A 23,669-nucleotide genomic window follows, 5' to 3' on the forward strand; every position below is an offset into this window, starting at 1 on the left:
CTCAGCCCGGGGGACGCGACGTCGCGGTCGAGCGGGGGCAGAACGCCTCGCGCGGCGATCCGGTGTGGACCTCCTCGGGCAGCGTCACCCGCACCTCGTCGTCGAAGACCCCGGCCTGCTCGGTGCGCAGGACCACCTCGGTCACGAACGCCCCGGCCCGGGCCGAGAGCGTCTCGCAGCCGCCCATCCGCAGCGCGAGGGTGAGCCGGGCCGTCTCTCCCGGCCCCAGGTGCACGTCCCCGGCCCCGTCCGGCCCGGTCAGGCCGGTGTAGGTGAACAGCCGGGTCGAGGGCTGGTCGTCGGCCAGCCCGCGCACGGTCAGCGGCAGGTGACCGGTGTTGGTCAGCCCGAACGTGTAGCGCAGGGTGCCGCCGTCGGCGTACCGGATCTGCCGGATGGTGCGGCCTGCGATCGTGAAGACCGAGGTGGCCTCGGTCCCCGAGACCGCCGTGGGACCGCCGGTCTTCAGCGACGGCGCCGACCGCGCGACCGCGACGCCCCCGCCCACCAGCAGGAGGGCGAGGACGGCGAGCAGGAGTGCGGACCTACGCCACACGGGAGGTACGACGCTTCCGCAGGCCGAGGGCGAGCAGCAGCCCGCCCGTCGCGGTGAGGAGGGGAGCGGCCACCAGCTCGGAGTGGTCCTGGTCGACCGCGCCGCTCGAGGAGCCCGGCTTCGACGGGCTGTCGAACCACTCGCACTGCGGCGGGTGCTGCCAGGTCGGGTCACTGCGGTCGTACTGGCTGCACGACAGGAAGCCCGCGTCCTTCACGAACGCGCCCGGCACGAAGACCGAGCCGCCGTCCGCGCACGAGGGCGGCGGGACGGTGAAGTTGTTGGTGCCGGTGCCGCCGGCGTACTGGTTGTCCTCCCAGCAGTTGCCGGTGCCCTGGTCGTCCCACCAGTGGTCGAGGCCGTTGGGCTGCTCGCTGCCGTCGGGCGCGATGCCCATGTGGTTGGCGAACGTGTGGTTGTGGTTCGAGGTGTCGTACTGGTGGGAGGGGTCGTAGTCGTCGCGCAGCGCCGCCGGCACCCAGAACTGCATGGTGCCGTTGCGCCAGTTGTCGTAGATCCAGTTGTGGTCGGTGGAGTCGAAGTTGCCGCCCGCGATGAGCACGCCGGTGCCGACGGGCACCGGCACCACCGGGCAGACCGTGCCGTCGATGTAGCCGCGCTGCGGCATCGGCTTGTCGCAGATGCCGGTGTCGACGAACCGGGTGTACCAGTTCATGTTGTTGGAGTGGATGTCGTTGTGGTTCCACCGGGCGTGGTCCTGCGGCAGGCCGGGGTGGCCGGGGAACAGCGAGTCCGTCGCGATGCCGGTGGCGTTGTGGAAGAACTCGTTGTCGTGGGCCCAGATCGAGTTGCCCGCCGTGCCGGAGTAGCCCAGCGTGTTGTCGTGGCTGGAGTTGCCGCGGATCTCGATCGCGTAGCGGGTGGCCTTGAAGTCCGGGTTGTCGGCGTTGAGGTCCGAGCCGGAGCCGGGGTAGAAGCCGGAGTCGCCGTTGTAGTAGGCCTCGGAGTTCTCGATCAGCCCGTGGTCGCTGGCGAAGGCGAGGATGCCGTACTCGTCGTTGCCGCGGGCGAGCACGTGGTCGAGCACGAACCCGTCGGTCTCCAGGACGTAGATCGAGTTGAACTCCGCCTGCTCGAAGGTGATGTCCTTGAGGTAGAGGCCCCCGGCCCGGTCGGCCCGGATGCCGTTGAGCTTGGAGAACCGGTTGTCGACGGTGACGTCGGTGACCTTTCGGCCGGTGCCGATGACCTGGGTGCCGCAGAAGCGGCTGTCGCAGGCGATCGAGTCGTTCTTGGGCGTCTTGTCGCCGAAGATCGCGATCAGGTTGAGGTTGTGCGGGCAGGCCCGCTGGTCGGCGTAGGACAGCGCGATCGGGTTGGACTCGCCGTTGGTGCCCTCCTTGGCCCCCGTGTCGGGGGAGGAGAGGCTGCCGATGTACTCCGAGGACAGCAGTGGCGCGGTGGACGAAGTCTCCAGGTGGGAGCAGTAGTAGCTGCGCTCGTCCCCGGCGTACTGCTGCTCGTGGTAGGTGCCCGGCAGCACGTAGACCGACGTGCGCCGCTGGCGGATCGAGTCGATCGCGGTCTGGATCGAGGAGAACCGGCACTGCCCCAGCAGTCGCTCGTTGCGCTGCTTGACCGCGCCGTCGGGCATCGCGGCGATCGCGTCGGCGCTCCCCGGCTTGCACACGACGCGGGACCGCGGGTTGTCGTAGCCGAGGAACGTCGGGCGGTGCCCGGTGCCGTCGGGGAACTCGGCGGGCCGCTCCTCGTGGGCCGAGGCGGGGGCGCCGAGGCCCCCGGACAGCAGCGCGAGCAGCAGGACGAGCAGGGCAGGGGCGAGGCGGGCCAGACGGGCCGGTCGGGGCATCGGAGGTCCTTTCGTCCTCGGCCCAACGAAGCCGTTGTGACCCGGGTTACGCATCGGTAGGACAGACTTCCCCCGTGGCACGGATCATCGTGGTGGGTGCGGGCGTCGTCGGGCTGTCCTGCGCCGTCCGCCTGCTCGAGGCCGGGCACCGCGTCGACGTGGTCGCCCGCGACCTGCCGCGGGAGACGACCTCGGCGGTCGCGGCGGCCCTCTGGTACCCCTACCGCGCGCTGCCGCAGGACCGGGTGACGCGCTGGGCGGCGACGTCGTACGCCGTCTTCGACGCGCTCGCCGCGCCCGTCGAGTACGCCGGCTCGCCGGAGGCCGGCGTCCGGATGGTGCACGGGACCGAGGTCTTCACCGCCCGCCAGCCCGACCCCTGGTGGCGCACCGCCGTGCCGCGGCTCGACCGGGTCAGCGACGTGCCCGCGGGCTACGTCGACGGGTGGACGTTCACGACCCCGGTGGTCGAGATGCCGGTCTACCTCGACTGGCTCTCGGGTCAGGTGGAGTCGCTCGGCGGCACCATCACCCGACTCAACCTGCGGGCGCTCCCCGAGGGCGGCGACCTCGTCGTCAACTGCTCGGGGCTCGGCGCCCGGCTGCTGGGTGCGGACCGGACGGTCGTGCCGGTCCGGGGCCAGGTCGTCTACGTCGAGCAGGTCGGACTCGATCGCTGGTGGCTCGACGGCGAAGGCCCGACCTACGTGGTCCCGCGTGAGCACGACGTCGTGGTCGGCGGCACCGACGAGCAGGGCGACTGGAGCCGGACGCCCTCGCCCGAGGCCGCCGCCGACATCCTCCGGCGCGCTTCCCGCCTGGTGCCGGCCCTGCGCGACGCGAAGGTGCTGCGGCACAAGGTGGGCCTGCGGCCGGTGCGCCCGGCCGTGAGGCTGGAGCGCGCCGGACGGGTCATCCACTGCTACGGGCACGGCGGGGCCGGGGTGACGCTGAGCTGGGGCGCCGCCGACGAGGTCGTCGGCCTCGTCTGACGGCGCCCCGCCTCCTCAGCGTCAGTTGATGCAGTAGACGTCGACGAAGTACGTCGTGTCGGCGCCACTGCTGTACGGCGCGACCGAGACCGACACCGAGACACGGCCCTTGTTGGGCTTGACGGTGTTGCCGTTCGGGGTGAGCACCTTCCCGATCGTGCAGCCGGTCTGGTCGGCCACGCTGATCGTGTGCGTGCCTTCCTCGACCGCCTCGACGTGGGCCTCGTGGAACGCGAGGCGGCTCGGGGCGTACTCCGAGTACTTCACGTTGGAGGCGCCGAGCGTGTCGGTCCAGGTGGCGGCCAGGCCGTCGACCAGGTCACCGTTGCGGTGGAACCGGGTGTCGATCTCGACGGTGGCGGTGGCCTTCACCTTGTAGTTGTCGGTCTTGCTGTTGCCGGGGACGAAGCAGTGCTTGTTGCCCGCTGCCTTGCAGTCGAGGGCGTCGTACGGCGTGAGCCAGACCTTGTAGACGCCGCCCGGGTTGGGGGTGTCGTCGTAGGGGTAGAGCTGCACGGTGATGCCGCCGTGCTCGCCGTCGATCCCGGTCACGTGGCCGCAGGGCGTGCTGGGGGCGACGTCCTGGAAGAGGCCGTTGGCGCCGATGGTGACCCGGCGGCACTCGACCGGGTCGGTGGACAGCAGGGCCTTGCCGGACGGGCTGGTGACCTGGAAGGCGTAGACGCCCGGAGGCAGTCCGGCGGCGTCGGCGGGGGCGTTGATGCCCGGGCCGCCGTTGAGGTAGACGTCGCGCTTGTCGGCGTAGTGGTTGAGGTTGACCGGGACGCCGGAGGCGTCACTGGTGAAGATGGCGCCGGAGAGCTGGACGAGCGGTGGCGCGGCGACTGCGGCAGCCAGCGACAGGCCGACCGCCAGCGCGCACACGCTGATGACGCTGAGGATCTTGCGGATCATCGGGACACCCTTCTGGAGAGGCGACCCGCAGGGGGCCGCCGAGCTGGTCCCCTCCGTGCGACGCTAGGGGTGTCCGCCCCGGGCGGCATCGCCCGAACCGGGTACGTCCCGGGCCCGGTGACGTGGGGGCTAGGCTCGTCGGACTCGAACGGACGTGGGGTGCGACATGGTGGCGAGCAGATCTGCTCGTGAGCGGAAGGCGGCCGCCGAGGCTGGTCCGCTGGCGTCGGTGTCGATCGACCTGGACGGCGACCAGCAGTTCGTCTACAAGATCAGCTGCACGACGTGCCGCGCGAAGGGCCACCGGAAGTGGTCGGCCTACCGCCCCGGCGGCGACAACGGCTTCATGGCCGCGATGGACCGGTGGACCTTCCACCTCACCGAGAAGCACCCGGACGCGGAGGCTCCGTGCCTGGCGTTCCTGCCCGCGGCGCAGCAGCGCCTGCACGAGCGGCGGCAGGCGCAGGGCGGTGCCGAGGACTGAGCGAGCCGGGCGCTCAGCGCGCTCCGGCCGCCTCGCGGCGCTTGTTCTCCTTGTCGACGGCGACGGCGATGTCGTGGACCAGGCGCGAGTGCCACCGCTCGTGCGTGGCCAGGTCGTCGGTCAGGGCGTGGCAGTCGGGGCAGGCCATCGGCTGTGCGGACGCTTCCATGTGCTCACCTCCAGCAGGACGTCACCCCACGGTGGCACGACGGGCAACGACCGTCCATGGCCCCATCAGGCCGGGCGGACCTCCACGACCGCGGCCGGGTCGATCGGGCCGTAGACGTGCGGGTAGGTCTCGGTCATGCCCGGCGCCGGCACCTCCTCGACGACGGGGGACGAGAGCAGGTCGGTGTCGATCACGAGGAGCACGAGCGGCTCGGTGACGTCGGCGTAGTACCGCTCGTGCACGCCCCGCCACTGGTCCTCGCGGCTGGCGTGGATGTACCCCTCCTGCTCCAGCGTCACCCCGCGCGTGGACGTGGTGTAGGCGCCCGAGGCCTGCGCGGCCTCCCAGTCGGCGAGGGTGGCGACGTGGTAGATCCGCATCAGAACAGCCGGTGCTCGGAGTCGTCGATGCCGCGCAGGGCGTCGTAGTCCACGACCGCGCAGGCGATGCCGCGGTCGGTCGCGAGCACGCGTGCCTGCGGCTTGATCTCCTGCGCGGCGAAGATGCCGCGGACCGGGCCCTTGCTGGTCAGGAGCGGCTCGCGGTTGAGCAGCTCGAGGTAGCGGGTGAGCTGCTCGACGCCGTCGATCTCGCCGCGGCGCTTGATCTCGACGGCGACGCTGAGCCCCTCGCCGTCGCGGCACATCAGGTCGACCGGGCCGATCGCCGTGGGGAACTCCCGGCGTACGAGCGTGAGGCCGGGGGAGAGGGACGCCGGGTGCTCGGCCAGCAGCTCCTGGAGGTGCTTCTCGACGCCGTCCTTCTGCAGGCCGGGGTCGATGCCGAGGTCGTGGGACGACTCGTGGACGACCTCCTCGATCAGGATCCGGAGCGTGTCGTCCGTCTTGCTGGTGACGGTCCACTCGACCTGGCCGTCGTCGGTGGTGCCCTCCCGGAGGGTGCAGGGGGGCGACATCCAGTTGAGCGGCTTGTAGGAGCCGCCGTCGGAGTGCACGAGGACCGAGCCGTCCGCCTTGATCATCAGGACCCTGGTGGCCATCGGGAGGTGCGCCGTCAGGCGTCCCGCGTAGTCGACCTGGCAGCGCGCAACGACGAGTCTCACGGGCGACGAATCTACAGTGGCCGACATGGATCCCACGGCCCGCGTCACCCCCGGTGTCAGGCTCCGCCTCGCGCGGCCCTCGGACCTGCGTCACCTGGCCGCGGTGGAGGACTCCGGGGGGCCGATGTTCGCCGAGGCGTTCGGCGACGACATCGCACCGGTGCTGCTGTCACCGGCCGGGTCGGGCTTCGACCGGGCGCTGCTGGCGGGCTTCATCGTGGTGGCCGACGTCGACGGCGAGGTGGTGGGCTTCGCCCACGTGCTGGACGTGGAGGGGCACGCCCACCTCGAGCAGATCTCGGTGGTCCCCGAGCACGGCCGGCGCGGGATCGGCTCCTCGCTGGTGGCGGCGGTGCTGGAGGAGGCGCGCTGGCAGGGGTACGACGAGATGTCGCTGTGCACCTACCGGGACCTGCCCTGGAACGGGCCGTTCTACGCGGGCCTCGGGTTCGTCGAGGTCGCCGAGATCGAGCCCTGGCAGTGGCGCCTCCACGAGCACGAGATCGCGCTCGGTCTGGAGCACAACGGGGCCCGGATCGTCATGACCCGTCCGGTCCGTGGGCGTTTGGATCGTTAAGTTACCGGCGAGTGAAGTGCGCCACGGTGAGCCTCCGTGCGCCGTGCCATGATGCGCCCCATGACGAGCACTTCCCCTGAATCGACCGCGCCCGCAGCCGGCCGCGACTTCGGCACCATCGGCGTGATCGGACTCGGCACCATGGGTGCCGGTATCGCCGAGGTCTTCGCCCGCAACGGCTTCTCCGTCGTGGGTGTCGAGCTCAACGACGACGCGGTGGCCCGCGGTCGCCAGCACCTCGAGCACTCGACCGCCCGCGCCGTGAAGCGCGGCAAGATCACCGAGGCCGAGCATGCCGAGATCCTGGGGCGGATCCAGCTCACCACCTCGATGAAGGACCTCACCGACGCCGACTTCGTCGTCGAGGCGGTCGTGGAGTCGCTGGAGATCAAGAAGGGCATCTTCCGGGAGCTCGACGACATCGTCGGTCCCGACACCGTGCTCGCCACCAACACCTCCTCGCTCTCGGTCACCGAGATCTCGACGGCCAACTCGCGCCCCGGCCGGGTCATCGGCGTCCACTTCTTCAACCCGGCCCCGGTCCAGAACCTCGTCGAGATCATCCGCACCGTCGTCACCGAGCAGACCGTGCTCGACGACGTGAAGGCGCTCGTCGAGAAGCTCGGCAAGAACCCCGTCGTCTGCGGCGACAAGGCCGGCTTCATCGCCAACACGCTGCTGTTCGGCTACCTCAACCACGCCGTCGCGATGTACGAGGGCAAGTACGCCTCGCGCGAGGACATCGACGCCGCCATGCGCTTCGGCTGCGGTTACCCGATGGGCCCGCTGGCGCTGCTCGACCTGATCGGCCTCGACACGGCGTACGAGATCCTGGACACGATGTACAAGCAGGGCCGCGACCGGCTGCACGCGCCGGCGCCGCTGCTCAAGCAGTACGTCACCGCCGGGCTGCTCGGCCGCAAGTCCGGCCGCGGCTTCTACACCTACGAGGCGCCCGACAGCCCGATCGTCGTCGACGACGCGCACACCCCCAGCGCCGACGACAAGCCCCAGCTCAAGCACGACATCAAGCAGGTCGGCGTCGTCGGCACCGGCACGATGGCCGCGGGCATCGCCGAGGTGTTCGCCAAGGCCGGCTTCGACGTGCTCTTCGTCGGACGCTCGCAGGACAAGGTCGACGGCGTCCTGGCCACGGTCACGAAGAACTTCGACAAGCAGATCCAGCGCGGCCGAGCGACCGAGGAGGGCAAGGCCGAGGTGCTGGCCCGCCTGACCGGGTCGACCTCGCTCGACGACCTCAAGTCCGTCGACATCGTCGTGGAGGCGATCGCCGAGGACCTCAAGATCAAGACGACCCTCTTCGAGAACCTCGACGAGATCTGCAAGCCCGGCGCGATCCTGGCGACCACGACCTCGAGCCTGCCGATCATCTCGATGGCCAAGGTGACCAAGCGTCCCCAGGACGTCATCGGCATGCACTTCTTCAACCCCGCCACGATCATGAAGCTGGTCGAGGTCGTCTCGACCGTCACCACCGACGAGGACGTCACCGAGACCACGCGCGCCCTGTGCGACCAGGTCGGCAAGGTCGCGGTCTCGTGCGGTGACCGGGCCGGCTTCATCGTCAACGCGCTGCTGTTCCCCTACCTCAACGACGCGGTCAAGATGCTCGAGGCGCACTACGCCACGGCCGACGACATCGACGTCGCGATGAAGCAGGGCTGTGCGCTGCCGATGGGCCCCTTCGAGCTCCTCGACGTGGTCGGCAACGACGTGTCGCTGGCCATCCAGCGCGAGCTCTACCTGGAGTTCCGCGAGCCCGGCTTCGCCCCGGCGCCGCTGCTGGAGCACCTGGTCACGGCGGGCTACCTCGGCCGCAAGACCAAGCGCGGCTTCCGCGACTACAGCTCCCGCTGAGCGACCCCCGCTGGTCGAGGTGCGATCTGCGCCTCGACCAGCGGATGCGGTGACGAGGGTTACGTCTGCGATCCAGTGGGTACGCATCCCTGCATGGGAGCAGAGACAGGACGCATCACGACCGACATCCCCGCCCGGCTCGACCGGCTGCCGTGGGCGAAGTGGCACTGGCTGGTGGTGATCGGGCTCGGCACGGTGTGGATCCTCGACGGTCTCGAGGTCACCATCGTCGGCTCGATGTCGACCGCGCTGGCCGACCCCAAGACCGGCCTCGGCATGAGCAGCTACCAGGTGGGCCTCGCCGGTGCGGTGTACGTCGCCGGTGCCTGCCTGGGCGCGCTGTTCTTCGGACAGCTCACCGACCGGCTCGGCCGCAAGAAGCTGTTCCTCGTCACGCTGGCGGTCTACACGCTCGCCACCGTGCTCACGGCGTTCTCCATGAACCCCACCTGGTACCTCGGCGCCCGCTTCCTGACCGGCGCCGGCATCGGCGGTGAGTACGCCGCCATCAACTCCGCGATTGACGAGCTGATCCCCGCGAAGTACCGCGGCCGCATCGACGTCGCGATCAACGGCTCCTTCTGGGTCGGTGCGGCGGGCGGCGCCCTGCTGACGATCCCGCTGCTCGACCCGACGCTCGTCGACCAGAGCTGGGGATGGCGCGCGGCGTTCGGCCTCGGCGCGATCCTGGCCGTCGGCATCCTCGTCGTCCGCCGCAACGTGCCGGAGAGCCCCCGCTGGCTGTTCATCCACGGCCGCGAGGACGAGGCCGAGCGGATCGTCACGAGCATCGAGAAGACCGTCACCGACGAGACCGGCAGCCGGCTGGAGCCCGTCTCGGACTCGATCACCATCCGGCAGCGCAAGACGATCAGCATCGCCCTGATCGCGCGCACCGTCTTCACGCTCTACCCCAAGCGCACCGTCCTGTGCTTCTCGCTCTTCGTGGGTCAGGCGTTCCTCTACAACGCGTTCTTCTTCACCTACGGCGACAGCCTGACCACCTTCCTCGGCGTCAAGCAGACCGGTTGGTACATCGCGGTGTTCGCGGTCAGCAACTTCGCCGGGGCGCTGCTGCTGAGCCGGCTCTTCGACACCATCGGCCGGGTCCGGATGATCACGTTCACCTACATCTTCTCCGGGGTCGTCCTCGGCATCACCGGCTTCTACCTCGGCAGCGTAACCGCCGTGACCCTCACGTTGATCGGCTCGCTGATCTTCTTCTTCGCCTCGGCCGGCGCGAGCGCCGCCTACCTCACGGCGAGCGAGGTGTTCCCGATGGAGACCCGGGCGCTGTGCATCGCGTTCTTCTACGCGATCGGCACCGCGGTCGGCGGCATCACCGGTCCGCTGCTCTTCGGCAAGCTCATCGACGACGCCTCCGCCAGCGGCGACATCACCGGCATCGCGCCCGGCTACTACCTCGGCGCGGTCCTGATGGTGGCCGGCGGAGTCGTGGCGGCGTTCCTCGGGGTCAAGGCCGAGGGCCAGTCGCTCGAGAGCATCGCCCAGCCGCTCACCGCGGAGGACGCTGACGGGTCCGACCTCAAGCCGGCGGCCGCCCCGGCCTGAGCCCGGCGGAGGTCTGCCCGGGTCGGCTCACCCGGGCATCCGTATCCTGAACGCATGATGGGCGTCGTCGTACTCCTCCTGCTGGTGGGCCTCGGGTTCGCGGTCGTGGCCGCCCGGCGGAACAACGAGAAGCGCCTGGCCGCGCAGCGGGAGGCCGAGCTCGAGCCGGTCCGCAAGCTGGCCTTCGAGGACATCACGGCCCTCGGCGTGGAGCTCCAGTCGCTGGACCTCGACCTGGCGGGCCGCGAGCTCGGGCCGGGGGAGAATGCCGACTACCAGCGAGCGCTGGACGCCTACGAGGCGGCCAAGTCGGCCGGTGACGCGATCCAGCGGCCCGACGACGTCAAGCACGTGACCGAGATCCTCGAGGACGGCCGCTACGCGATGGCGTGCGTGCGGGCCCGCGTGGACGGGCGCCCGCTGCCGATCCGTCGGCCTCCGTGCTTCTTCGATCCCCGTCACGGCCTCTCGACCGAGGACGTCCCCTACGCCCCGCCGGGCGGTGCCGTGCGCGACGTGCCCGCCTGCGCGCTCGACGCCGAGCGCGTCCGGGCCGGTGCCGAGCCCGACTCACGCATGGTCATGGTCGGGTCCCGGCGGGTGCCCTACTGGCAGGGCGGCCGGGCCTACCAGCCCTACGCGAGCGGCTACTTCGGGCACTTCGGCGTCATGGACATGATGTTCATGGGCATGCTGTTCGGCGGCGGCTTCGACGGGCTCGGCGACGGTCTCGGGGCCATCGGCGAGGGGATCGGCGACGGCATCGGGGCGATCGGGGACGGCGTCGGCGACATGTTCGGCGACATCGGGGACATGTTCGACTTCTGATCCGTCACCGGTCGAAGGGGGAGTCGTGCGGCGAGTCATGGTGTTGTCCGCGGTGCTCTGGCTGGCGCTGGGCGTGCTGTCCCCGGCTGCGGCGGCGGTGTCACCCCTCCCGGTCGGGACCGACGTCGACTACCAGCTCGGCGGCAACCGGGCGGTGCCGCGGCACGTCGGGATCGTCGTACGCGACCGCTCGGCGAAGCCGGCGAGGGGCCGCTACAACGTCTGCTACGTCAACGGGTTCCAGACCCAGGCCGAGGAGAAGGCCTTCTGGCGCGACCACTGGTCCCTGGTGCTCAAGCGCGACGGCAAGCCGGTGGCCGACGAGGCCTGGGGCGAGTGGCTGCTCGACCTGCGCACCGCCTCGCGGCGCGAGCGGCTGGCGACGATCATGGGTCGGTGGGTCACGGGCTGTGCCCACCACGGCTTCGATGCCGTGGAGTTCGACAACCTCGACTCCTTCACGCGCAGCGACGGGTTGCTGACGCGCCGCCAGGCGATCGCCTACGCCCGGCTGCTGGTGAAGAGGGCGCACGCCGCCGGCCTGGCTGCGGGGCAGAAGAACCTGGCCGGGTTCGACGGGACCCGCGTCGGCTACGACTTCGCCGTCGCCGAGGAGTGCGGCCGCTGGCGGGAGTGCTCGTCGTACGTCGCGCACTACGGCCGGCGCGTGCTGGCGATCGAGTACCGGCGCAAGGACTTCCGCTGGACCTGTCGGCACTACGGCGGTCGGCTCCCGGTGGTCCTGCGCGACCTGGACCTGTCGCCGACCGGCGTGCGCCGGTGGTGCTGAGGCCCGTGCGTCCCCGATAGCCTCGGGGCATGTCCGCCCCCGCCCGCGCGTCCGGCCTGCACACGACCTCGCTGGGCGAGTCCGGCCGGCGGGTCGTCTTCTGCCACGGGTTGTTCGGGCAGGGCAAGAACTGGACCCGGATCGGCAAGGAGCTCGCCGCCGACCACCGGGTGCTGCTCGTCGACATGCCCGACCACGGGAAATCGGCGTGGAGCGAGGAGTTCGACTACCTCGCCGCCGCGGACCGGGTCGCCGAGCTCTTCTCCGCCGACGACCCGGTGGCCCTCGTCGGGCACTCGATGGGCGGCAAGATCGCGATGCTCGTCGCCCTGCGCCACCCCGAGCTCGTGGAGCGGTTGTGCGTCGTCGACGTCTCGCCCGTGGCCTACCACCACACCTCCGAGTTCGCCGGCTACATCGCGGCGATGCAGGCCCTCGACCTGGACGCGCTCGAGCGCCGGAGCGAGGCGGACGCGGCCCTGGCCGACGCCGTACCGAACCCGGTCGTGCGCAGCTTCCTGCTCCAGAACCTCCGGCACCACGACGGCTGGTCCTGGCAGCCCAACCTGGACCTCCTCGGCCGGGACCTCGAGCGGCTCGGCGGCTGGCCCGAGGACCGGCTCGAGCCCGGAGCGACGTACGACGGGCCGGTGCTGTGGATCGCCGGGCAGAAGTCGGACTACGTGACCGACGACTACGCCGCCGCGATGGACCGGTGGTTCCCGAGGAACCGTCGCGTGACGATCAAGGGCGCCGGGCACTGGGTCCACTCCGAGCAGCCGGAGGTCTTCGGTGAGGTAGTGAAGCGCTTCCTCCGATGACGGTCACCGTCGCGGAGGGTGTCGACCTGTGGACCTCCTCGGGTCCGCCGGCCGCGTCCGGCGCCGCGATGGTGCTCGTGCACGGCGGTCCGGGGCTGTGGGACTACCTCGCGCCCGTCGCCGGCCTCGTCGACGACCTGGTCGGCACCCACCGCTTCGACCAGCGTGGCTGCGGACACTCCTCGGGACCGGTGCCCTCGATGGCCGACCTGCTGGACGACCTCGAGGCGCTGCGTGCGCACTGGGGCCACGAGCGATGGATCGTCCTCGGCCACTCCTTCGGCGCCACCGTCGCCCTCGCCTACGCCGCGCGCTTCCCCGACTCCGTCTCGGGTCTCGTGCACTGCAGCGGGGTCGGTCCGGGCAGCTCCTGGAAGACCGACTACCGTGCCGCCTCCGCGGCACGGCTCACTGCCTGGCAGCGGATGCGCCGCGACCTGCTCGGGCAGCTCGAGCACCGCACCTGGGCCGAGGAGGTCGAGTGGCGGGCGCTGTCCTGGCTCCCGGACTTCGCCGATCCCGACCGCGCCAGCGCCTGGGCGCACGAGGACGCCCGGGTGCACCTGACCATCAACTGGGAGGCCAACCGTGCCCTCAACGCCGAGGTGGACGGCGAGCCCGAGTCCCTCCAGCGCGACCGCTGCCGCGCGGTCCGGTGCCCCACGCTGGTCATCCACGGCGACGGCGATCCCCGCCCGACCTGGAGCGCCGCCGAGGTGGCCGACCTCGTCCCGGACGCCGAGCTCGTGGTGATCCCCGGCGCCGGCCACGACCCCTGGCGTGAGCGGCCGGAGGAGTTCCGGGCACACCTGCGCACGTTCGTCTCCGGGCTCAGCTGAGCGAGGTCGTGCCGGTGGGTGTGACGAGGTATGTCCGGCCGTGGGGGCCGTGCCAGGTGTAGGTGCCGTCGGGATTCCTGGCGTAGTGCCATCGTCGGCTGGTCTTGCAGCGATGATGCCGCCGACACAACGGACCCAGGTTCTCTGGATTGGTCTGACCCGGTGGCCCGCCGTCGTCCAACGGCACGTAGGGCTCGATGTGGTCGAGGTCGCAGCCCCGGGAGTCGCGTTGGCACCAGGGGAACACGCAGTGGGTGTCGCGGAGCCTGACCTGTTCGGCCATCCAGGCGGGTGGGTCGTGCCGGTCGACCGCGTCGGTGCGGCGCATGTCCAGGACGGGGAGGATGGTGGCGCGGGTGCCGGCGAGCCAGTCGCGGATCTTGGTCAGGGTGGCCGGGCCGAGGCGTTCGGCCCAGCCGGTCGCGGTCGGGTCGGTGAGGTCGTCGGCGTCGATGTGGAGGGACATCCGGGTCACCGGCTTCGCGCCACCAGAGCCGGACTGTCCGGCGATGACACCGACCGCCCGGGCTTTCCGGATCTCGAGGGTGTCCTGCGAGCCGTCGTCGGTGAGGAGTTGGTGGGCGGTGGCGCAGATCAGGTCGTGCAACGCGGTCACGTCGGCGGTGTCGCCGGTGATCTCCAGCGTCGAGGTGCCGGCCCAGACCCCGAGCCGTCGGGGTGAGCCGTGGGTGAGCCGGACACCCCAGGCGGCCTTCGCCTCGTCCTCGGCCTCGGCGACCGTCTCGGGGTCGAGGTCGGCCAGGGCCGTGGCGATGGCGTTCTCGATGGTCCTCACACCCCAGGCACCCATCCTGTCCGCGAGGGCGGCGTCGACGTGCGCGGCGACCGCGGCGGACTGGGAGGCGCACATCTGTGCGACCCGGCGGGCCCGCCACGCAGGCACGTCCAAGGCTTCGACCTTGGCCCAGATCCGGGGGTGGCGGTGGTGGAGGTTGAGTCCGTCGGCGATCAGCGCGATCCCGGCGGCGGTGGAGATCCCCAGGGCGGCCGCGAACGGCTCCGCGGCGAAGGCCGCGACCAGGGGTGCGCCGTCGCCGGCGATGGCCTCGTCGCAGTCCAGCCCGCCGCCGTCGCGGCCGGCCTCGGTCCAGGTCGCGGGACCGGTGTCGCCGGTGGCGGGATGGCGGTGGGCCCACTGCACGGCGTACCGGAGCTTGCGGCGCTGGGCCTGGCGGTCCTGGACCTCCGCATCGGAGACCAGGTAGAGCAGGAAGTCGTCGTCCAGGTCGTCGACCTGGATCCCGATCCCACCGTTCATGGTCTCCACCAGCATGGGTCCATTCCAGCAGCGACCACCGACAGTTCCGGGCCGCTGACCTGCAGTGATCCCACCATGCGAGACACTTTTCGAAATAGTTTTCGTTCCAGGCCAGCGTGGTGCGCCCGCGCAGGCGGGCGGCGCGGCGAAGCCGTGCCGACAGCGCGCTGCCGGCCGACCGTCCGGGTCCCGGGGTCAAGGGCGGCGAAGCCGCCGAAGGGAACCCTTGACGCCGGGAGACGGTCGGCCACGCGCGCGGGCGCATCCGACCCCGGGCATACGCTCCCGCCATGGCAACGACGCAGCAGGCGACGGCGACGGGGAGCAGGTCCGCGTCCGGCCTCGGGTTCGCGGCGCTGTCGGCGATGTCCTTCGGGCTGTCAGGCGCCCTGGCCAAGGGCCTGCTCGACGCCGGATGGACGCCGGGGGCAGCCGTCGCCGTGCGCATCCTCGTGGCGGCCGCCGTGCTCGTGGTGCCCGCGACGCTGGCGCTGCGCGGCCGGTGGGGGCTGCTGCGTCCCAACGCCGGCCTGGTGCTGGCCTACGGCCTGGTCGCGGTGGCGGGGTGCCAGCTGGCCTACTTCAACGCAGTCGAGCACATGCAGGTCGGCGTGGCGCTGCTCATCGAGTACACCGCGCCGGTCGCGGTGGTCGGCTGGCTATGGCTCAGGCACGGCCAGCGACCTGGCCGGCTGACCGTCGTGGGCGGCGCCGTCGCCGCCGTCGGCCTGGTGCTGGTGCTCGACCTGGTCTCCGGGGCGGACCTCAGCGCCCTCGGCGTCCTGTGGGCGCTCGGGGCGATGGTCGGCGCCGCGACGTACTTCGTGCTCTCCGCGCACGAGGGCAACGGGCTGCCGCCGATCGTGCTGGCCGCCGCCGGACTGGTGCTCGGCGCGGCCGCGCTGCTCGTGGCGGGTGCGGTCGGTGTCGTGCCCATGCACGTCTCCGCGGCCCGGGTGACGTACGCCGGCACCGAGGTCGCCTGGTGGGTCCCGGTGCTGGGCCTCGGCGTGGTGACGGCGGCGCTGGCCTACGTCACCGGCATCGCTGCATCGCGGCGCCTGGGCTCGCGGCTGGCGTCGTTCGCGGCGCTGCTGGAGGTGCTCTTTGCGCTCGTCTTCGCCTGGCTGTTGCTGGACGAGCTGCCGCGAGGGATCCAGTTCGTCGGCGGCGCCTTGGTCCTGGCCGGCGTGGTCGTGGTGAAGCTCGGCGAGCGGGAGGTGGCTCCCGCCCCGCCCGTCGAGCCGCTGGTCTGAGGGAACGCATGGCCCGCCGCGCGCGTCTGTCCTCCATGGTCGATCTCCGGCGCCACCTCGCCCCGCTGCTCGCGGCCCTTGCCGTCCTGGCCGTCACGGCGGTCGGCGTCACCGTCGGCTGGCTGACAGGCCCCGACGACCGAGGGATCGACGGAGGTGCCTCGCCGGGAGGCGTGCGCACGGAGTACTGGCGCGACGCGCAGGTCGAGGTCCCCGCCGACTGGGGCTGGGGCAGCGCCCCGGAGTCCGGCCCGGGCGGCGGCGCCGACGACGGCCTCTTCTGGTGCGGCGAGCCCGGCGCCCTGGTGACCAGCACCGGCACGCGACTGCAGGAGGCGGACCCGACCATGCCCTACGTCGGGCGGCCTCTGGGTCAGTCCGACATGTGCCAGGGCGGGATCGCGGACGCGACGCCGCGGGCGCCGTACGTCTGGATCGGGGTGCCGCTCGAGCCGGGACGCGTCGATCTGGGTGGCGGCTGGGTGCGCGAGACCCGCGAGGTCAACGGCAGCACGGTGACGGTGGCGACCCGGGACGCCGCCCTGCGCGAGCGGATCCTGGACTCGGCGCGGGGGAGCGAGAACTGCTTCAGCGAGCTCGACGCGATGCCGGCCGTCGACGGCGAGGACCACCAGCAGCCCGGCACGGTCTGCGCCTACCGCACGACCGAGCGCCTCGACCGCTTCGACCTCGTGTACGCCGCGGAGTTCACCGGCGAGCGGGCCTTCGACGCCGCTGCGGGGAGAGCAGGGGAGGCGGCGCCGTGCGAGCGGCCCGGGCAGGAGTTCGTCGTGCTGACCGGGGCCGACGGATCGGTCCGGGTCGTCGACACGGGCTGCCCGCGCATCGAGGTGGCGCCGGGCGACCACCGCGCGCTCACGCCGGCCACGACGGAGCCGTGGGCCACCGGCGGGCTCCCGGTCGTGCTGACCGGTCCGTTCCTGGGCGACCCACGGCTCGCGCCGTGGTTCGTCGGCGTGCAGGGGTGAGCTGCGACTAGCGCGCGTCCTGCCGGGGCATCAGGACCTCACGCACGAGCAGCAGGATCGCGGCGGCCGTGGGGATGGCGAGGAGCGCCCCCACGACGCCGAGCAGTCCGGCGCCGATGAGCGCGGCGATCACGATGACGGCCCCCGGGATGTCGACCGAGCGCGACATCACCCGCGGGTAGATCACGTAGTTCTCGAGCTGCTGGTAGACCACGTAGAAGACCAGGCAGGCCAGGCCCATCGTGGGGTCGGTCGCGAAGGCGATCGCGGTCACGATCACGGCGCCGATGGTGGCGCCGATCATCGGGATCACGTCGAGCAGGGCGACCACGAAGGCCAGCGCCACGGCGTACTGGCCGAGTCCGATGGCGAACAGGAACACCAGCGTGGACACGCCGGCCGCGACGGCGACGACGAACGCCCCCGACACGTAGGAGCCGACGTTGCTCAGGATCTGGTCCCCGAGGCTGCTCACCCGCGGCCGGCGCGAGGCCGGGGCGAGGTGGTAGAGCGCGCTCTTGGTCGCCGGGAGGGAGGCCAGGAAGTAGAGCGTGAGGACGGTGATGATGAAGATGTTGGCCAGGGCCGACAGGACGGCGATGCCGATGCCGAGCACGCCACCGAACGCCGTCGAGGCGAACTTGCCGTGAGCCAGGTAGTCCTTGAACTTGCTGATCACGTCGTACTGGTTGTCGAGCTTCTGGACCTGGTGGTTGTGCTCGAGCCGGTCGAGCCAGTCCGGGGCGTTCGCCACCAGCTGGCTCACCTGGTCGCTGATGACCGGCACGATGGCGACGAGGAACAGCGCCAGCGCCACGATCACCAGCGCCGTCACGGCGGCCACCGACCAGGCTCGCTTGAGCCCCCGGCGCATGAAGAACTCCACGACGGGGTTCAGCCCCACCGCCAGGAAGAAGGCGACCACCACGAGGATGAGGGTGTTGCCGACCGCGAGGATCTGGTGGCCGAGCCAGATGGCCAGGATCGCCCCGAGGGCACCGAAGAAGCCGATGTAGAACGGCGAGTGCCGGGGGAGCGGGTCGCCGGGCTCGACGTCCTCGATCTCCTCCTCCAGGAGGAAGTCCTCGACGTCGAGGACCTCGATGACCTCCTCGGCGGCGGACTCCGCACGGTCGGCGGCATCCTCGGCCCGATCGGCCGACTGCTCGGCGTGCTGGGCCGCTTCCTCGGCCTCCCCGACCGCCTTGTCGGCGGCGGCCGGGTCGGGGCGGTCTGTCACTCGTCGTCCCCGAAGCCCGCCACGACGTCACGGAGGGAGGCGAGCTGGGCGGCGATCGCGTCGCGGCGCTTGGTCATCCGGTCGACCTCGGCCCTGATGGCGGCCAGGTGGCGCTCGGCCTCGGCGTCGCCCGACGACGTGATCGAGTCGGCCTGGGTGCGGGCGGAGGCGACGATCTGCTCGGCCTCGCGGCGGGCCCGGGTCAGCAGCGACTCGGACTCGGTCTGCGACTGCTGGCGGACCTTGGCGGCGCTGGCCGTGGCCTCGCGGGCGCGCTCCTCGGCGGCGTCGGCGCGCTGCTCGGCCTCCTCGACGAGGCGCTTGGTTTCGGCGGTGGCGCTGGTGTGGTGGTCGGTGGCCTCGCGGGCGAGGCGCTCCTTCTCCACGGCCAGCGCGCGGCGGGCCTCCTGGACCTCGCGGTCGGCGGCGGCCCGGGCCTGCTCGGACTCGCGCTTGGCCGACGTGCGCAGCTCGTTGGTCTCCTGCTGGGCGGCCAGCCGGATCTGGTCGGCCTGGCGCTTGGCGGAGGCGAGCGTGTCGGCGGCCTCGGCCTTGGCCAGGGCGAGCTCCTGCTCGGCGTCGGCCACGAGGCGCGAGCGGCTCTCGTCGAGCTCCTTGAGCTGGACGACCTTCATGTCGTCGGCCTCGCGGAGCGCGTCGGCCCTGATGGCCTTGGCGTCGCGGGAGGCCTGCTCGCGGATCTCCGCGGCGTCACGCTGGGCGTTGGTGCGGACCTCGTCGGCCTCCTCCTCGGCCAGGCGCAGCATCGCGCTGGCGCGGCCGCCGAGACCGGCGTAGGAGGGGCTGGCGTTCTCGGCGAGCTCGGTGCGCGCCTGCTCGAGCTCGGCCTCGAGCGCGGCGACGCGCTTCTCGGCCTCGCCCAGGCGGTCGCCCAGGCCGGACCTCTCGGTGGCGATGCTGCGCAGGTGCGCGTCGACGGCGTCACGGTCGTAGCCACCGCGGCGTACGACGGGGAAGCCGGCCTGGCTGGTCGCCGGGGCGGTGGGGGCGCTGGTCGTGGTGGGTCGCGGTGCCGAGGCGGCCGCGGTGGCCGAGGCGGCCGGACGCGCGGGCGGGATGACCGGCTTGGGCGACGCCATCCGCTGGGCGGGGGCGGACTGGACCACCGGCACCTGCTGGGTGCGCTCGTTGTCGGCGTCGGAGTTCCTGGACACGGTGGGGATGACCTGCGTGGCGTCGCTGTCGGCCGTCCCGCCATCGTCGGACGCGGGAGCCTCCGGCTCGTTGTCGAAGATGGACAGACCCTGGTCGCTCATGGCAGCGCTACCTCTTCCCGGATGTTGGTGGACGTCGGGGCCAGTCTCCCCGATCGCCCGCAAACAACCCACCCCGGCTCGCGGACGAATCCGTGAACCGGGGTGGTGGGCGGGGTGAGGGTTGTCTCAGACCCCGCGGAAGCGGTTGATCGCGGTCTCGTGCCGGGCGCGCATCTCCGCATCCCGGACGCCGAGTCCCTCCTCGGGAGCCAGGCAGAGCACGCCGACCTTGCCCTGGTGGGCGTTCTTGTGGACGTCGAGGGTGGCCTGGCCGACCTCCTCGAGCGTGTAGGTCTTCGACAAGGTGGGGTGGATCTTGCCCTTGGCGATGAGGCGGTTGGCCTCCCACGACTCGCGGTAGTTGGCGAAGTGGCTGGAGATGATCCGCTTGAGGTTCATCCACAGGTAGCGGTTGTCGTACTCGTGCATGTAGCCCGAGGTCGAGGCGCAGGTGGTGATGGTGCCGCCCTTGCGGGTGACGAACACCGAGGCGCCGAAGGTCTCGCGGCCGGGGTGCTCGAAGACGATGTCGATGTCCTCACCGCCGGTGAGCTCGCGGATCCGGGCGCCGAAGCGCTTCCACTCGCGGGGGTCCTGCTGGGTGCCGTCCTCGTTCCAGAACTTGTAGTCCTCCTCGGAGCGGTTGATGATCATCTCGGCTCCCATGGAGCGGGCGATCGCTGCCTTCTCCTCGTTGGAGACCACGCAGACCGGGTTGGCGCCACCGTTGAGGGCGTACTGCGTCGCGAAGCCGCCCAGGCCGCCCGAGGCGCCCCAGATCAGGACGTTGTCGCCCTGCTTCATGTTGCCGGCGTTGGTGGAGACCAGCTGGCGGTAGGCGGTGCAGTTGACCAGGCCCGGCGAGGCGGCCTCCTCCCAGGTGAGGTGCTCCGGCTTGGGCATCAGCTGGTTGGCCTTGACCATCGCGACGTCGGCGAGGCCGCCGAAGTTGGTCTCGAAGCCCCAGATCCGCTGCGAGGGGTCGAGCATCGTGTCGTTGTGGCCGTCGGGGGCCTCGAGCTCGACCGAGAGGCAGTGCGCGACGACCCGGTCGCCGGGCTTCCACTTGGTGACGCCGGGGCCGGTCTTGAGCACGACGCCGGACAGGTCGGAGCCGACCACGTGGTAGGGCAGGTTGTGCCGGGCACCCAGGTCGGACTCGCGGCCGTAGCGCTCGAGGAAGCCGAAGGTCGAGACCGGCTCGAAGATCGAGGTCCACACGGTGTTGTAGTTGATCGCCGAGGCCATCACCGCGACGAAGGCCTCACCGGGGCCGAGCTCGGGCAGCGCGACGTCGTCGACGTGCAGCGACTTGCGCGGGTCCTTCTCCTTGGTGGTCTGGCCCTCGAACATGTCCACCTCGTCCTTGGAGACGAAGGCGGCGCGGTAGTGGTCGGGGATCTCGAGGTTCGCGAAGTCGGCCGACGTGGCGTCGTCGGAGGCGATCGCGTCGAGGATGTTCTGCACTTCTGCTCCTGGGGTCGGGGGCGTTGGGCCGAAGATTACTGATCGGTAACCCGTGGGGGAACCGCGTGTGACCTAATGCGCAGGCGACGCGGCCGGCTCGACGAGCTCGACCAGCACCCCGCCGGCGTCCTTGGGGTGCACGAAGTTGATCCTCGAGTCCGACGTGCCGCGTCGGGGAGCGTCGTACAGGAGGCGGACACCGCGCTCGCGCAGGATCGCGCTGACCGCCTCGACGTCGGTGACGCGGTAGGCCATCTGCTGCACACCCGGGCCGGAGCGGTCCAGGAACTTGGCGATCGTGGACTCCTCGTTGAGGGGCGCGAGCAGCTGGATGCACGAGCCGGAGTCGCCCACGGCGATCATCGCCTCGCGGACGCCCTGCTCCTCGTTGGTCTCCTGGTGGGCCAGGCGCATGCCGAAGGTCTTCTCGTAGAACTCGATGGCCTCGTCGAGGTCGCGGACCGCGATCCCGACGTGGTCGATCGCGGTGAACAGGTGTTCGGGAATGCTCAGGGACTCGCTCATGCGGCACATCGTCGTACGACCCACGTTGCACCCGCATCGCCTTGTGAGATGTTCCTCATCGGGTCGCGACGGACACCCCTGCCGGTGGAATGGACCGGTGGGTATCGTCACGAGAGCGGATCAAATCGACCCAGTTCGAGCTTCGAACCAGCTTTGTGGAGGCACCAACATGTCCGGAAACGTGATCGTCGCCGGGGCACGCACCCCCATCGGACGGCTGCTCGGCGGCCTGAAGACCCTGTCCGCGGCCGACCTCGGTGGCGTGGCCATCAAGGGTGCGCTCGAGAAGGCCGGCGTGGCCGCCGACCAGGTCGACTACCTGATCATGGGCCAGGTCATCCTGGCCGGCGCGGGCCAGAACCCCGCCCGCACCGCCGGTGTGGCCGCGGGCCTGCCGATGAGCGTCCCGTCCATCACCATCAACAAGGTCTGCCTCTCGGGCCTGAACGCCATCGCGATGGCCGACCAGATGATCCGCGCCGGCGAGGCCGAGATCGTCGTGGCCGGTGGCATGGAGTCGATGACCAACGCCCCCCACCTGCTGCCGAAGTCCCGCGAGGGCTTCAAGTACGGCGACACCACCCTCGTCGACTCGATGGCCTACGACGCCCTTTACGACCAGCTCACGCAGCAGGCCATGGGCGGGCTGACCGAGGAGTACAACGCGGCCGGCACCAAGCTCACCCGCGAGGAGCAGGACGAGTTCTCCGCCCGCTCGCACCAGCGTGCGGCCGAGGCGTGGAAGAACGGCGTCTTCGACGACGAGGTCGTCCCGGTCGAGATCCCGCAGCGCAAGGGCGACCCGATCGTCATCAGCACCGACGAGGGCGTCCGCGGCGACACCACCGCCGAGTCGCTCGGCAAGCTCCGCCCGGCCTTCTCCAAGGACGGCACCATCACCGCCGGCTCCGCCTCGCAGATCTCCGACGGCGCCGCCGCGGTGGTCGTGATGAGCAAGGCCAAGGCCGAGGAGCTGGGCCTGACCTGGCTGGCCGAGATCGGTGCGCACGGCCAGGTCGCCGGCCCCGACTCCTCGCTGCAGATGCAGCCGGCCAACGCGATCAAGAAGGCCGCGGAGAAGGAGGGTGTCGCCGTCTCCGACCTCGACCTCTTCGAGCTCAACGAGGCCTTCGCCGCCGTCGGCATCGAGTCGGCCCGCGAGCTGGGCGTCACCGAGGACAAGGTCAACGTCAACGGCGGCGCGATCGCGCTGGGCCACCCCGTCGGCATGTCCGGCACCCGCGTCGTGCTGCACCTCGCGCTCGAGCTGCAGCGCCGCGGCGGCGGCATCGGTGCCGCGGCCCTGTGCGGCGGCGGCGGCCAGGGCGACGCCCTGATCGTGCGTGTCCCGAAGAGCTGAGCATGACGTCCGGGACCTCGTCGAGCGCGCCCGCGCCGGCGAGGCCCGGGCGGTCGCCCGCCTGATCTCCCTGGTCGAGGACGCCTCGCCGCTGCTGCGCGAGGTGATGGCCGCGCTGGCCCCGCACACCGGCAACGCCCAGGTCGTCGGCATCACCGGCTCCCCGGGCGTCGGCAAGTCCACGTCGACCAACGCGCTGGTCACCCAGCTGCGCAAGGCCGGCAAGCGCGTCGGCGTGCTCGCCGTCGACCCGTCCTCGCCGTTCTCCGGCGGGGCCCTGCTCGGCGACCGGGTCCGGATGCAGGACCACGCCCTGGACTCCGGCGTCTACATCCGCTCCATGGCCTCCCGCGGACACCTCGGGGGCCTGGCGTGGAGCACCCCTCAGGCGCTGCGCGTCCTCGACGCCGCCGGCTGCGACGTGATCCTCGTGGAAACCGTCGGCGTCGGGCAGAGCGAGGTCGAGATCGCGGGCCTGGCCGACACCACGATGGTGCTGCTGGCGCCCGGCATGGGCGACGGCATCCAGGCCGCCAAGGCCGGCATCCTCGAGATCGGCGACCTCTACGTCGTCAACAAGGCCGACCGCGACGGCGCCGACCAGGTCCGCCGGGACCTGCGCTCGATGCTCGCGCTCGCCACCGGTCGTGACGGCGCCTGGAAGCCGCCGATCATCAAGACCGTGGCCCAGACCGGCGAGGGTGTCGACGAGGTCGTCGACAAGCTCGCCGAGCACCACGCCTGGCTCGCCTCCAGCGGCGAGCTCGAGCGACGCCGCACCCGCCGCGCGCGCGGCGAGATCGAGGCGATCGCCGTGACCGCGCTCCGGGAGAAGTGGGGGGACGTGCACGGACGGTCGGAGCTGGACACGCTCGCCGCGGCCGTGGTCGCGGGCGACGCCGATCCCTACGGGGCGGCCGACGAACTGCTTGCCGCGTTCACCGACTGATCACCCGCGCGT

General features: G+C 71.3%; 24 protein-coding genes. 13 read left to right on the forward strand and 11 right to left on the reverse strand.

Features of this window, described 5'->3' with window-relative positions:
* Window position 1: 1 nt before the first annotated feature.
* Entirely contained in the window at window positions 2-556 is a 555-nt protein-coding gene (locus EJF31_RS01705) for a hypothetical protein (protein ID WP_125035371.1), read from the reverse strand.
* Window positions 546-2,387: a right-handed parallel beta-helix repeat-containing protein gene (locus EJF31_RS01710; protein ID WP_185736104.1), complete on the reverse strand. Its 1,842-nt coding sequence runs from the start codon at window positions 2,385-2,387 to the stop codon at window positions 546-548. The genes EJF31_RS01705 and EJF31_RS01710 overlap by 11 nt, the downstream gene beginning before the upstream one ends.
* A 74-nt stretch (window positions 2,388-2,461) precedes the next feature.
* Here EJF31_RS01710 and EJF31_RS01715 point away from each other — a divergent pair, with 74 nt between their 5' ends.
* Window positions 2,462-3,379: an FAD-dependent oxidoreductase gene (locus EJF31_RS01715; RefSeq protein ID WP_125035373.1), complete on the forward strand. Its 918-nt coding sequence runs from the start codon at window positions 2,462-2,464 to the stop codon at window positions 3,377-3,379.
* 21 nt (window positions 3,380-3,400) lie between these two features.
* Here the strand turns inward: EJF31_RS01715 and EJF31_RS01720 are convergent, their stop codons facing one another.
* Complete coding sequence (locus EJF31_RS01720) at window positions 3,401-4,294, reverse strand: hypothetical protein (RefSeq protein ID WP_125035374.1); 894 nt, start codon at window positions 4,292-4,294, stop codon at window positions 3,401-3,403.
* A 229-nt stretch (window positions 4,295-4,523) separates the two neighbouring features.
* On the opposite strand from EJF31_RS01720, the gene EJF31_RS01725 reads away from it, so the two are divergent.
* Window positions 4,524-4,778 (forward strand): hypothetical protein, encoded by a 255-nt coding sequence (locus EJF31_RS01725; protein ID WP_260430573.1) that lies wholly within the window; start codon window positions 4,524-4,526, stop codon window positions 4,776-4,778.
* Window positions 4,779-4,791: 13 nt separating this feature from the next.
* Here EJF31_RS01725 and EJF31_RS21720 read toward each other — a convergent pair whose 3' ends face one another.
* The 3 genes from EJF31_RS21720 to nucS form a co-directional block, all read right to left on the reverse strand.
* Window positions 4,792-4,947, reverse strand: a complete 156-nt coding sequence (locus tag EJF31_RS21720; protein WP_182537200.1) for a hypothetical protein — start codon at window positions 4,945-4,947, stop codon at window positions 4,792-4,794.
* 65 nt (window positions 4,948-5,012) lie between these two features.
* Window positions 5,013-5,327, reverse strand: a complete 315-nt coding sequence (locus EJF31_RS01730; protein WP_125035376.1) for a DUF952 domain-containing protein — start codon at window positions 5,325-5,327, stop codon at window positions 5,013-5,015.
* On the reverse strand, window positions 5,327-6,010 hold the full coding sequence (gene nucS, locus EJF31_RS01735; RefSeq protein ID WP_185736105.1) for an endonuclease NucS: 684 nt from the start codon (window positions 6,008-6,010) through the stop codon (window positions 5,327-5,329). Before nucS ends, EJF31_RS01730 begins: the two co-directional genes overlap by 1 nt.
* A gap of 25 nt (window positions 6,011-6,035) precedes the next feature.
* Between nucS and EJF31_RS01740 the strand changes: the two genes are divergently transcribed.
* From EJF31_RS01740 to EJF31_RS01770, 7 genes are all read left to right on the forward strand, one after another.
* Window positions 6,036-6,587, forward strand: a complete 552-nt coding sequence (locus EJF31_RS01740) for a GNAT family N-acetyltransferase (protein ID WP_125035378.1) — start codon at window positions 6,036-6,038, stop codon at window positions 6,585-6,587.
* Between the two features lie 60 nt (window positions 6,588-6,647).
* Window positions 6,648-8,465: a 3-hydroxyacyl-CoA dehydrogenase family protein gene (locus EJF31_RS01745; RefSeq protein WP_260430574.1), complete on the forward strand. Its 1,818-nt coding sequence runs from the start codon at window positions 6,648-6,650 to the stop codon at window positions 8,463-8,465.
* 93 nt (window positions 8,466-8,558) lie between these two features.
* Entirely contained in the window at window positions 8,559-10,037 is a 1,479-nt protein-coding gene (locus tag EJF31_RS01750) for an MFS transporter (protein ID WP_125035379.1), read from the forward strand.
* A 54-nt stretch (window positions 10,038-10,091) separates the two neighbouring features.
* Entirely contained in the window at window positions 10,092-10,865 is a 774-nt protein-coding gene (locus tag EJF31_RS01755; protein ID WP_125035380.1) for a hypothetical protein, read from the forward strand.
* A 25-nt stretch (window positions 10,866-10,890) separates the two neighbouring features.
* Window positions 10,891-11,655, forward strand: coding sequence for an endo alpha-1,4 polygalactosaminidase (locus EJF31_RS01760; RefSeq protein WP_125035381.1), 765 nt, complete (start codon window positions 10,891-10,893; stop codon window positions 11,653-11,655).
* A 29-nt stretch (window positions 11,656-11,684) separates the two neighbouring features.
* A complete protein-coding gene (locus EJF31_RS01765) occupies window positions 11,685-12,476 on the forward strand; it encodes an alpha/beta fold hydrolase (RefSeq protein ID WP_125035382.1) in 792 nt (263 codons plus the stop codon).
* Entirely contained in the window at window positions 12,473-13,315 is an 843-nt protein-coding gene (locus EJF31_RS01770) for an alpha/beta fold hydrolase (RefSeq protein WP_125035383.1), read from the forward strand. Before EJF31_RS01765 ends, EJF31_RS01770 begins: the two co-directional genes overlap by 4 nt.
* Here EJF31_RS01770 and EJF31_RS01775 read toward each other — a convergent pair.
* Window positions 13,308-14,609: an HNH endonuclease signature motif containing protein gene (locus EJF31_RS01775; protein ID WP_125035384.1), complete on the reverse strand. Its 1,302-nt coding sequence runs from the start codon at window positions 14,607-14,609 to the stop codon at window positions 13,308-13,310. The genes EJF31_RS01770 and EJF31_RS01775 overlap by 8 nt on opposite strands.
* A 275-nt stretch (window positions 14,610-14,884) precedes the next feature.
* Here EJF31_RS01775 and EJF31_RS01780 point away from each other — a divergent pair, with 275 nt between their 5' ends.
* Together EJF31_RS01780 and EJF31_RS01785 are read left to right on the forward strand one after the other, a co-directional pair.
* Window positions 14,885-15,850: an EamA family transporter gene (locus tag EJF31_RS01780; RefSeq protein WP_125035385.1), complete on the forward strand. Its 966-nt coding sequence runs from the start codon at window positions 14,885-14,887 to the stop codon at window positions 15,848-15,850.
* Between the two features lie 8 nt (window positions 15,851-15,858).
* Window positions 15,859-16,839 (forward strand): hypothetical protein, encoded by a 981-nt coding sequence (locus EJF31_RS01785; protein ID WP_221767418.1) that lies wholly within the window; start codon window positions 15,859-15,861, stop codon window positions 16,837-16,839.
* A 7-nt stretch (window positions 16,840-16,846) separates the two neighbouring features.
* On the opposite strand, the gene EJF31_RS01790 is transcribed toward EJF31_RS01785, so the two are convergent.
* From EJF31_RS01790 to mce, 4 genes are all read right to left on the reverse strand, one after another.
* Complete coding sequence (locus EJF31_RS01790; protein WP_260430575.1) at window positions 16,847-18,079, reverse strand: AI-2E family transporter; 1,233 nt, start codon at window positions 18,077-18,079, stop codon at window positions 16,847-16,849.
* Window positions 18,076-19,356, reverse strand: coding sequence for a DivIVA domain-containing protein (locus tag EJF31_RS01795; protein ID WP_125035387.1), 1,281 nt, complete (start codon window positions 19,354-19,356; stop codon window positions 18,076-18,078). Before EJF31_RS01795 ends, EJF31_RS01790 begins: the two co-directional genes overlap by 4 nt.
* 126 nt (window positions 19,357-19,482) lie before the next feature.
* On the reverse strand, window positions 19,483-20,823 hold the full coding sequence (ccrA, locus tag EJF31_RS01800) for a crotonyl-CoA carboxylase/reductase (RefSeq protein ID WP_125035388.1): 1,341 nt from the start codon (window positions 20,821-20,823) through the stop codon (window positions 19,483-19,485).
* Between the two features lie 72 nt (window positions 20,824-20,895).
* Window positions 20,896-21,348 carry a methylmalonyl-CoA epimerase gene (gene mce, locus EJF31_RS01805; protein ID WP_125035389.1) on the reverse strand — a complete coding sequence of 151 codons (453 nt, stop codon included), beginning with the start codon at window positions 21,346-21,348 and terminating at the stop codon, window positions 20,896-20,898.
* A gap of 169 nt (window positions 21,349-21,517) precedes the next feature.
* Here mce and EJF31_RS01810 point away from each other — a divergent pair, with 169 nt between their 5' ends.
* Window positions 21,518-22,708, forward strand: a complete 1,191-nt coding sequence (locus EJF31_RS01810; RefSeq protein ID WP_125035390.1) for an acetyl-CoA C-acetyltransferase — start codon at window positions 21,518-21,520, stop codon at window positions 22,706-22,708.
* Window positions 22,692-23,657: a methylmalonyl Co-A mutase-associated GTPase MeaB gene (gene meaB / locus EJF31_RS01815; protein WP_125035391.1), complete on the forward strand. Its 966-nt coding sequence runs from the start codon at window positions 22,692-22,694 to the stop codon at window positions 23,655-23,657. Before EJF31_RS01810 ends, meaB begins: the two co-directional genes overlap by 17 nt.
* Window positions 23,658-23,669: the final 12 nt, after the last annotated feature.

Origin of the sequence: Nocardioides sp. LS1, from assembly GCF_003865225.1 — a bacterium.
In the GTDB taxonomy this organism is placed as follows: Bacteria; Actinomycetota; Actinomycetes; order Propionibacteriales; family Nocardioidaceae; genus Nocardioides; species Nocardioides ginsengisegetis.

Bases quoted from the DNA above. Each gene is read 5' to 3' on its own strand.
- EJF31_RS01710 (WP_185736104.1), bottom strand. From the start codon at position 2,387: ATGCCCCGACCGGCCCGTCTGGCCCGCCTCGCCCCTGCCCTGCTCGTC.
- EJF31_RS01720 (WP_125035374.1), bottom strand. From the start codon at position 4,294: ATGATCCGCAAGATCCTCAGCGTCATCAGCGTGTGCGCGCTGGCGGTC.
- EJF31_RS21720 (WP_182537200.1), bottom strand. From the start codon at position 4,947: ATGGAAGCGTCCGCACAGCCGATGGCCTGCCCCGACTGCCACGCCCTG.
- EJF31_RS01730 (WP_125035376.1), bottom strand. From the start codon at position 5,327: ATGCGGATCTACCACGTCGCCACCCTCGCCGACTGGGAGGCCGCGCAG.
- EJF31_RS01740 (WP_125035378.1), top strand. From the start codon at position 6,036: ATGGATCCCACGGCCCGCGTCACCCCCGGTGTCAGGCTCCGCCTCGCG.
- EJF31_RS01745 (WP_260430574.1), top strand. From the start codon at position 6,648: ATGACGAGCACTTCCCCTGAATCGACCGCGCCCGCAGCCGGCCGCGAC.
- EJF31_RS01750 (WP_125035379.1), top strand. From the start codon at position 8,559: ATGGGAGCAGAGACAGGACGCATCACGACCGACATCCCCGCCCGGCTC.
- EJF31_RS01755 (WP_125035380.1), top strand. From the start codon at position 10,092: ATGATGGGCGTCGTCGTACTCCTCCTGCTGGTGGGCCTCGGGTTCGCG.
- EJF31_RS01765 (WP_125035382.1), top strand. From the start codon at position 11,685: ATGTCCGCCCCCGCCCGCGCGTCCGGCCTGCACACGACCTCGCTGGGC.
- EJF31_RS01770 (WP_125035383.1), top strand. From the start codon at position 12,473: ATGACGGTCACCGTCGCGGAGGGTGTCGACCTGTGGACCTCCTCGGGT.
- EJF31_RS01775 (WP_125035384.1), bottom strand. From the start codon at position 14,609: ATGCTGGTGGAGACCATGAACGGTGGGATCGGGATCCAGGTCGACGAC.
- EJF31_RS01780 (WP_125035385.1), top strand. From the start codon at position 14,885: ATGGCAACGACGCAGCAGGCGACGGCGACGGGGAGCAGGTCCGCGTCC.
- EJF31_RS01785 (WP_221767418.1), top strand. From the start codon at position 15,859: ATGGCCCGCCGCGCGCGTCTGTCCTCCATGGTCGATCTCCGGCGCCAC.
- EJF31_RS01795 (WP_125035387.1), bottom strand. From the start codon at position 19,356: ATGAGCGACCAGGGTCTGTCCATCTTCGACAACGAGCCGGAGGCTCCC.
- mce (WP_125035389.1), bottom strand. From the start codon at position 21,348: ATGAGCGAGTCCCTGAGCATTCCCGAACACCTGTTCACCGCGATCGAC.
- EJF31_RS01810 (WP_125035390.1), top strand. From the start codon at position 21,518: ATGTCCGGAAACGTGATCGTCGCCGGGGCACGCACCCCCATCGGACGG.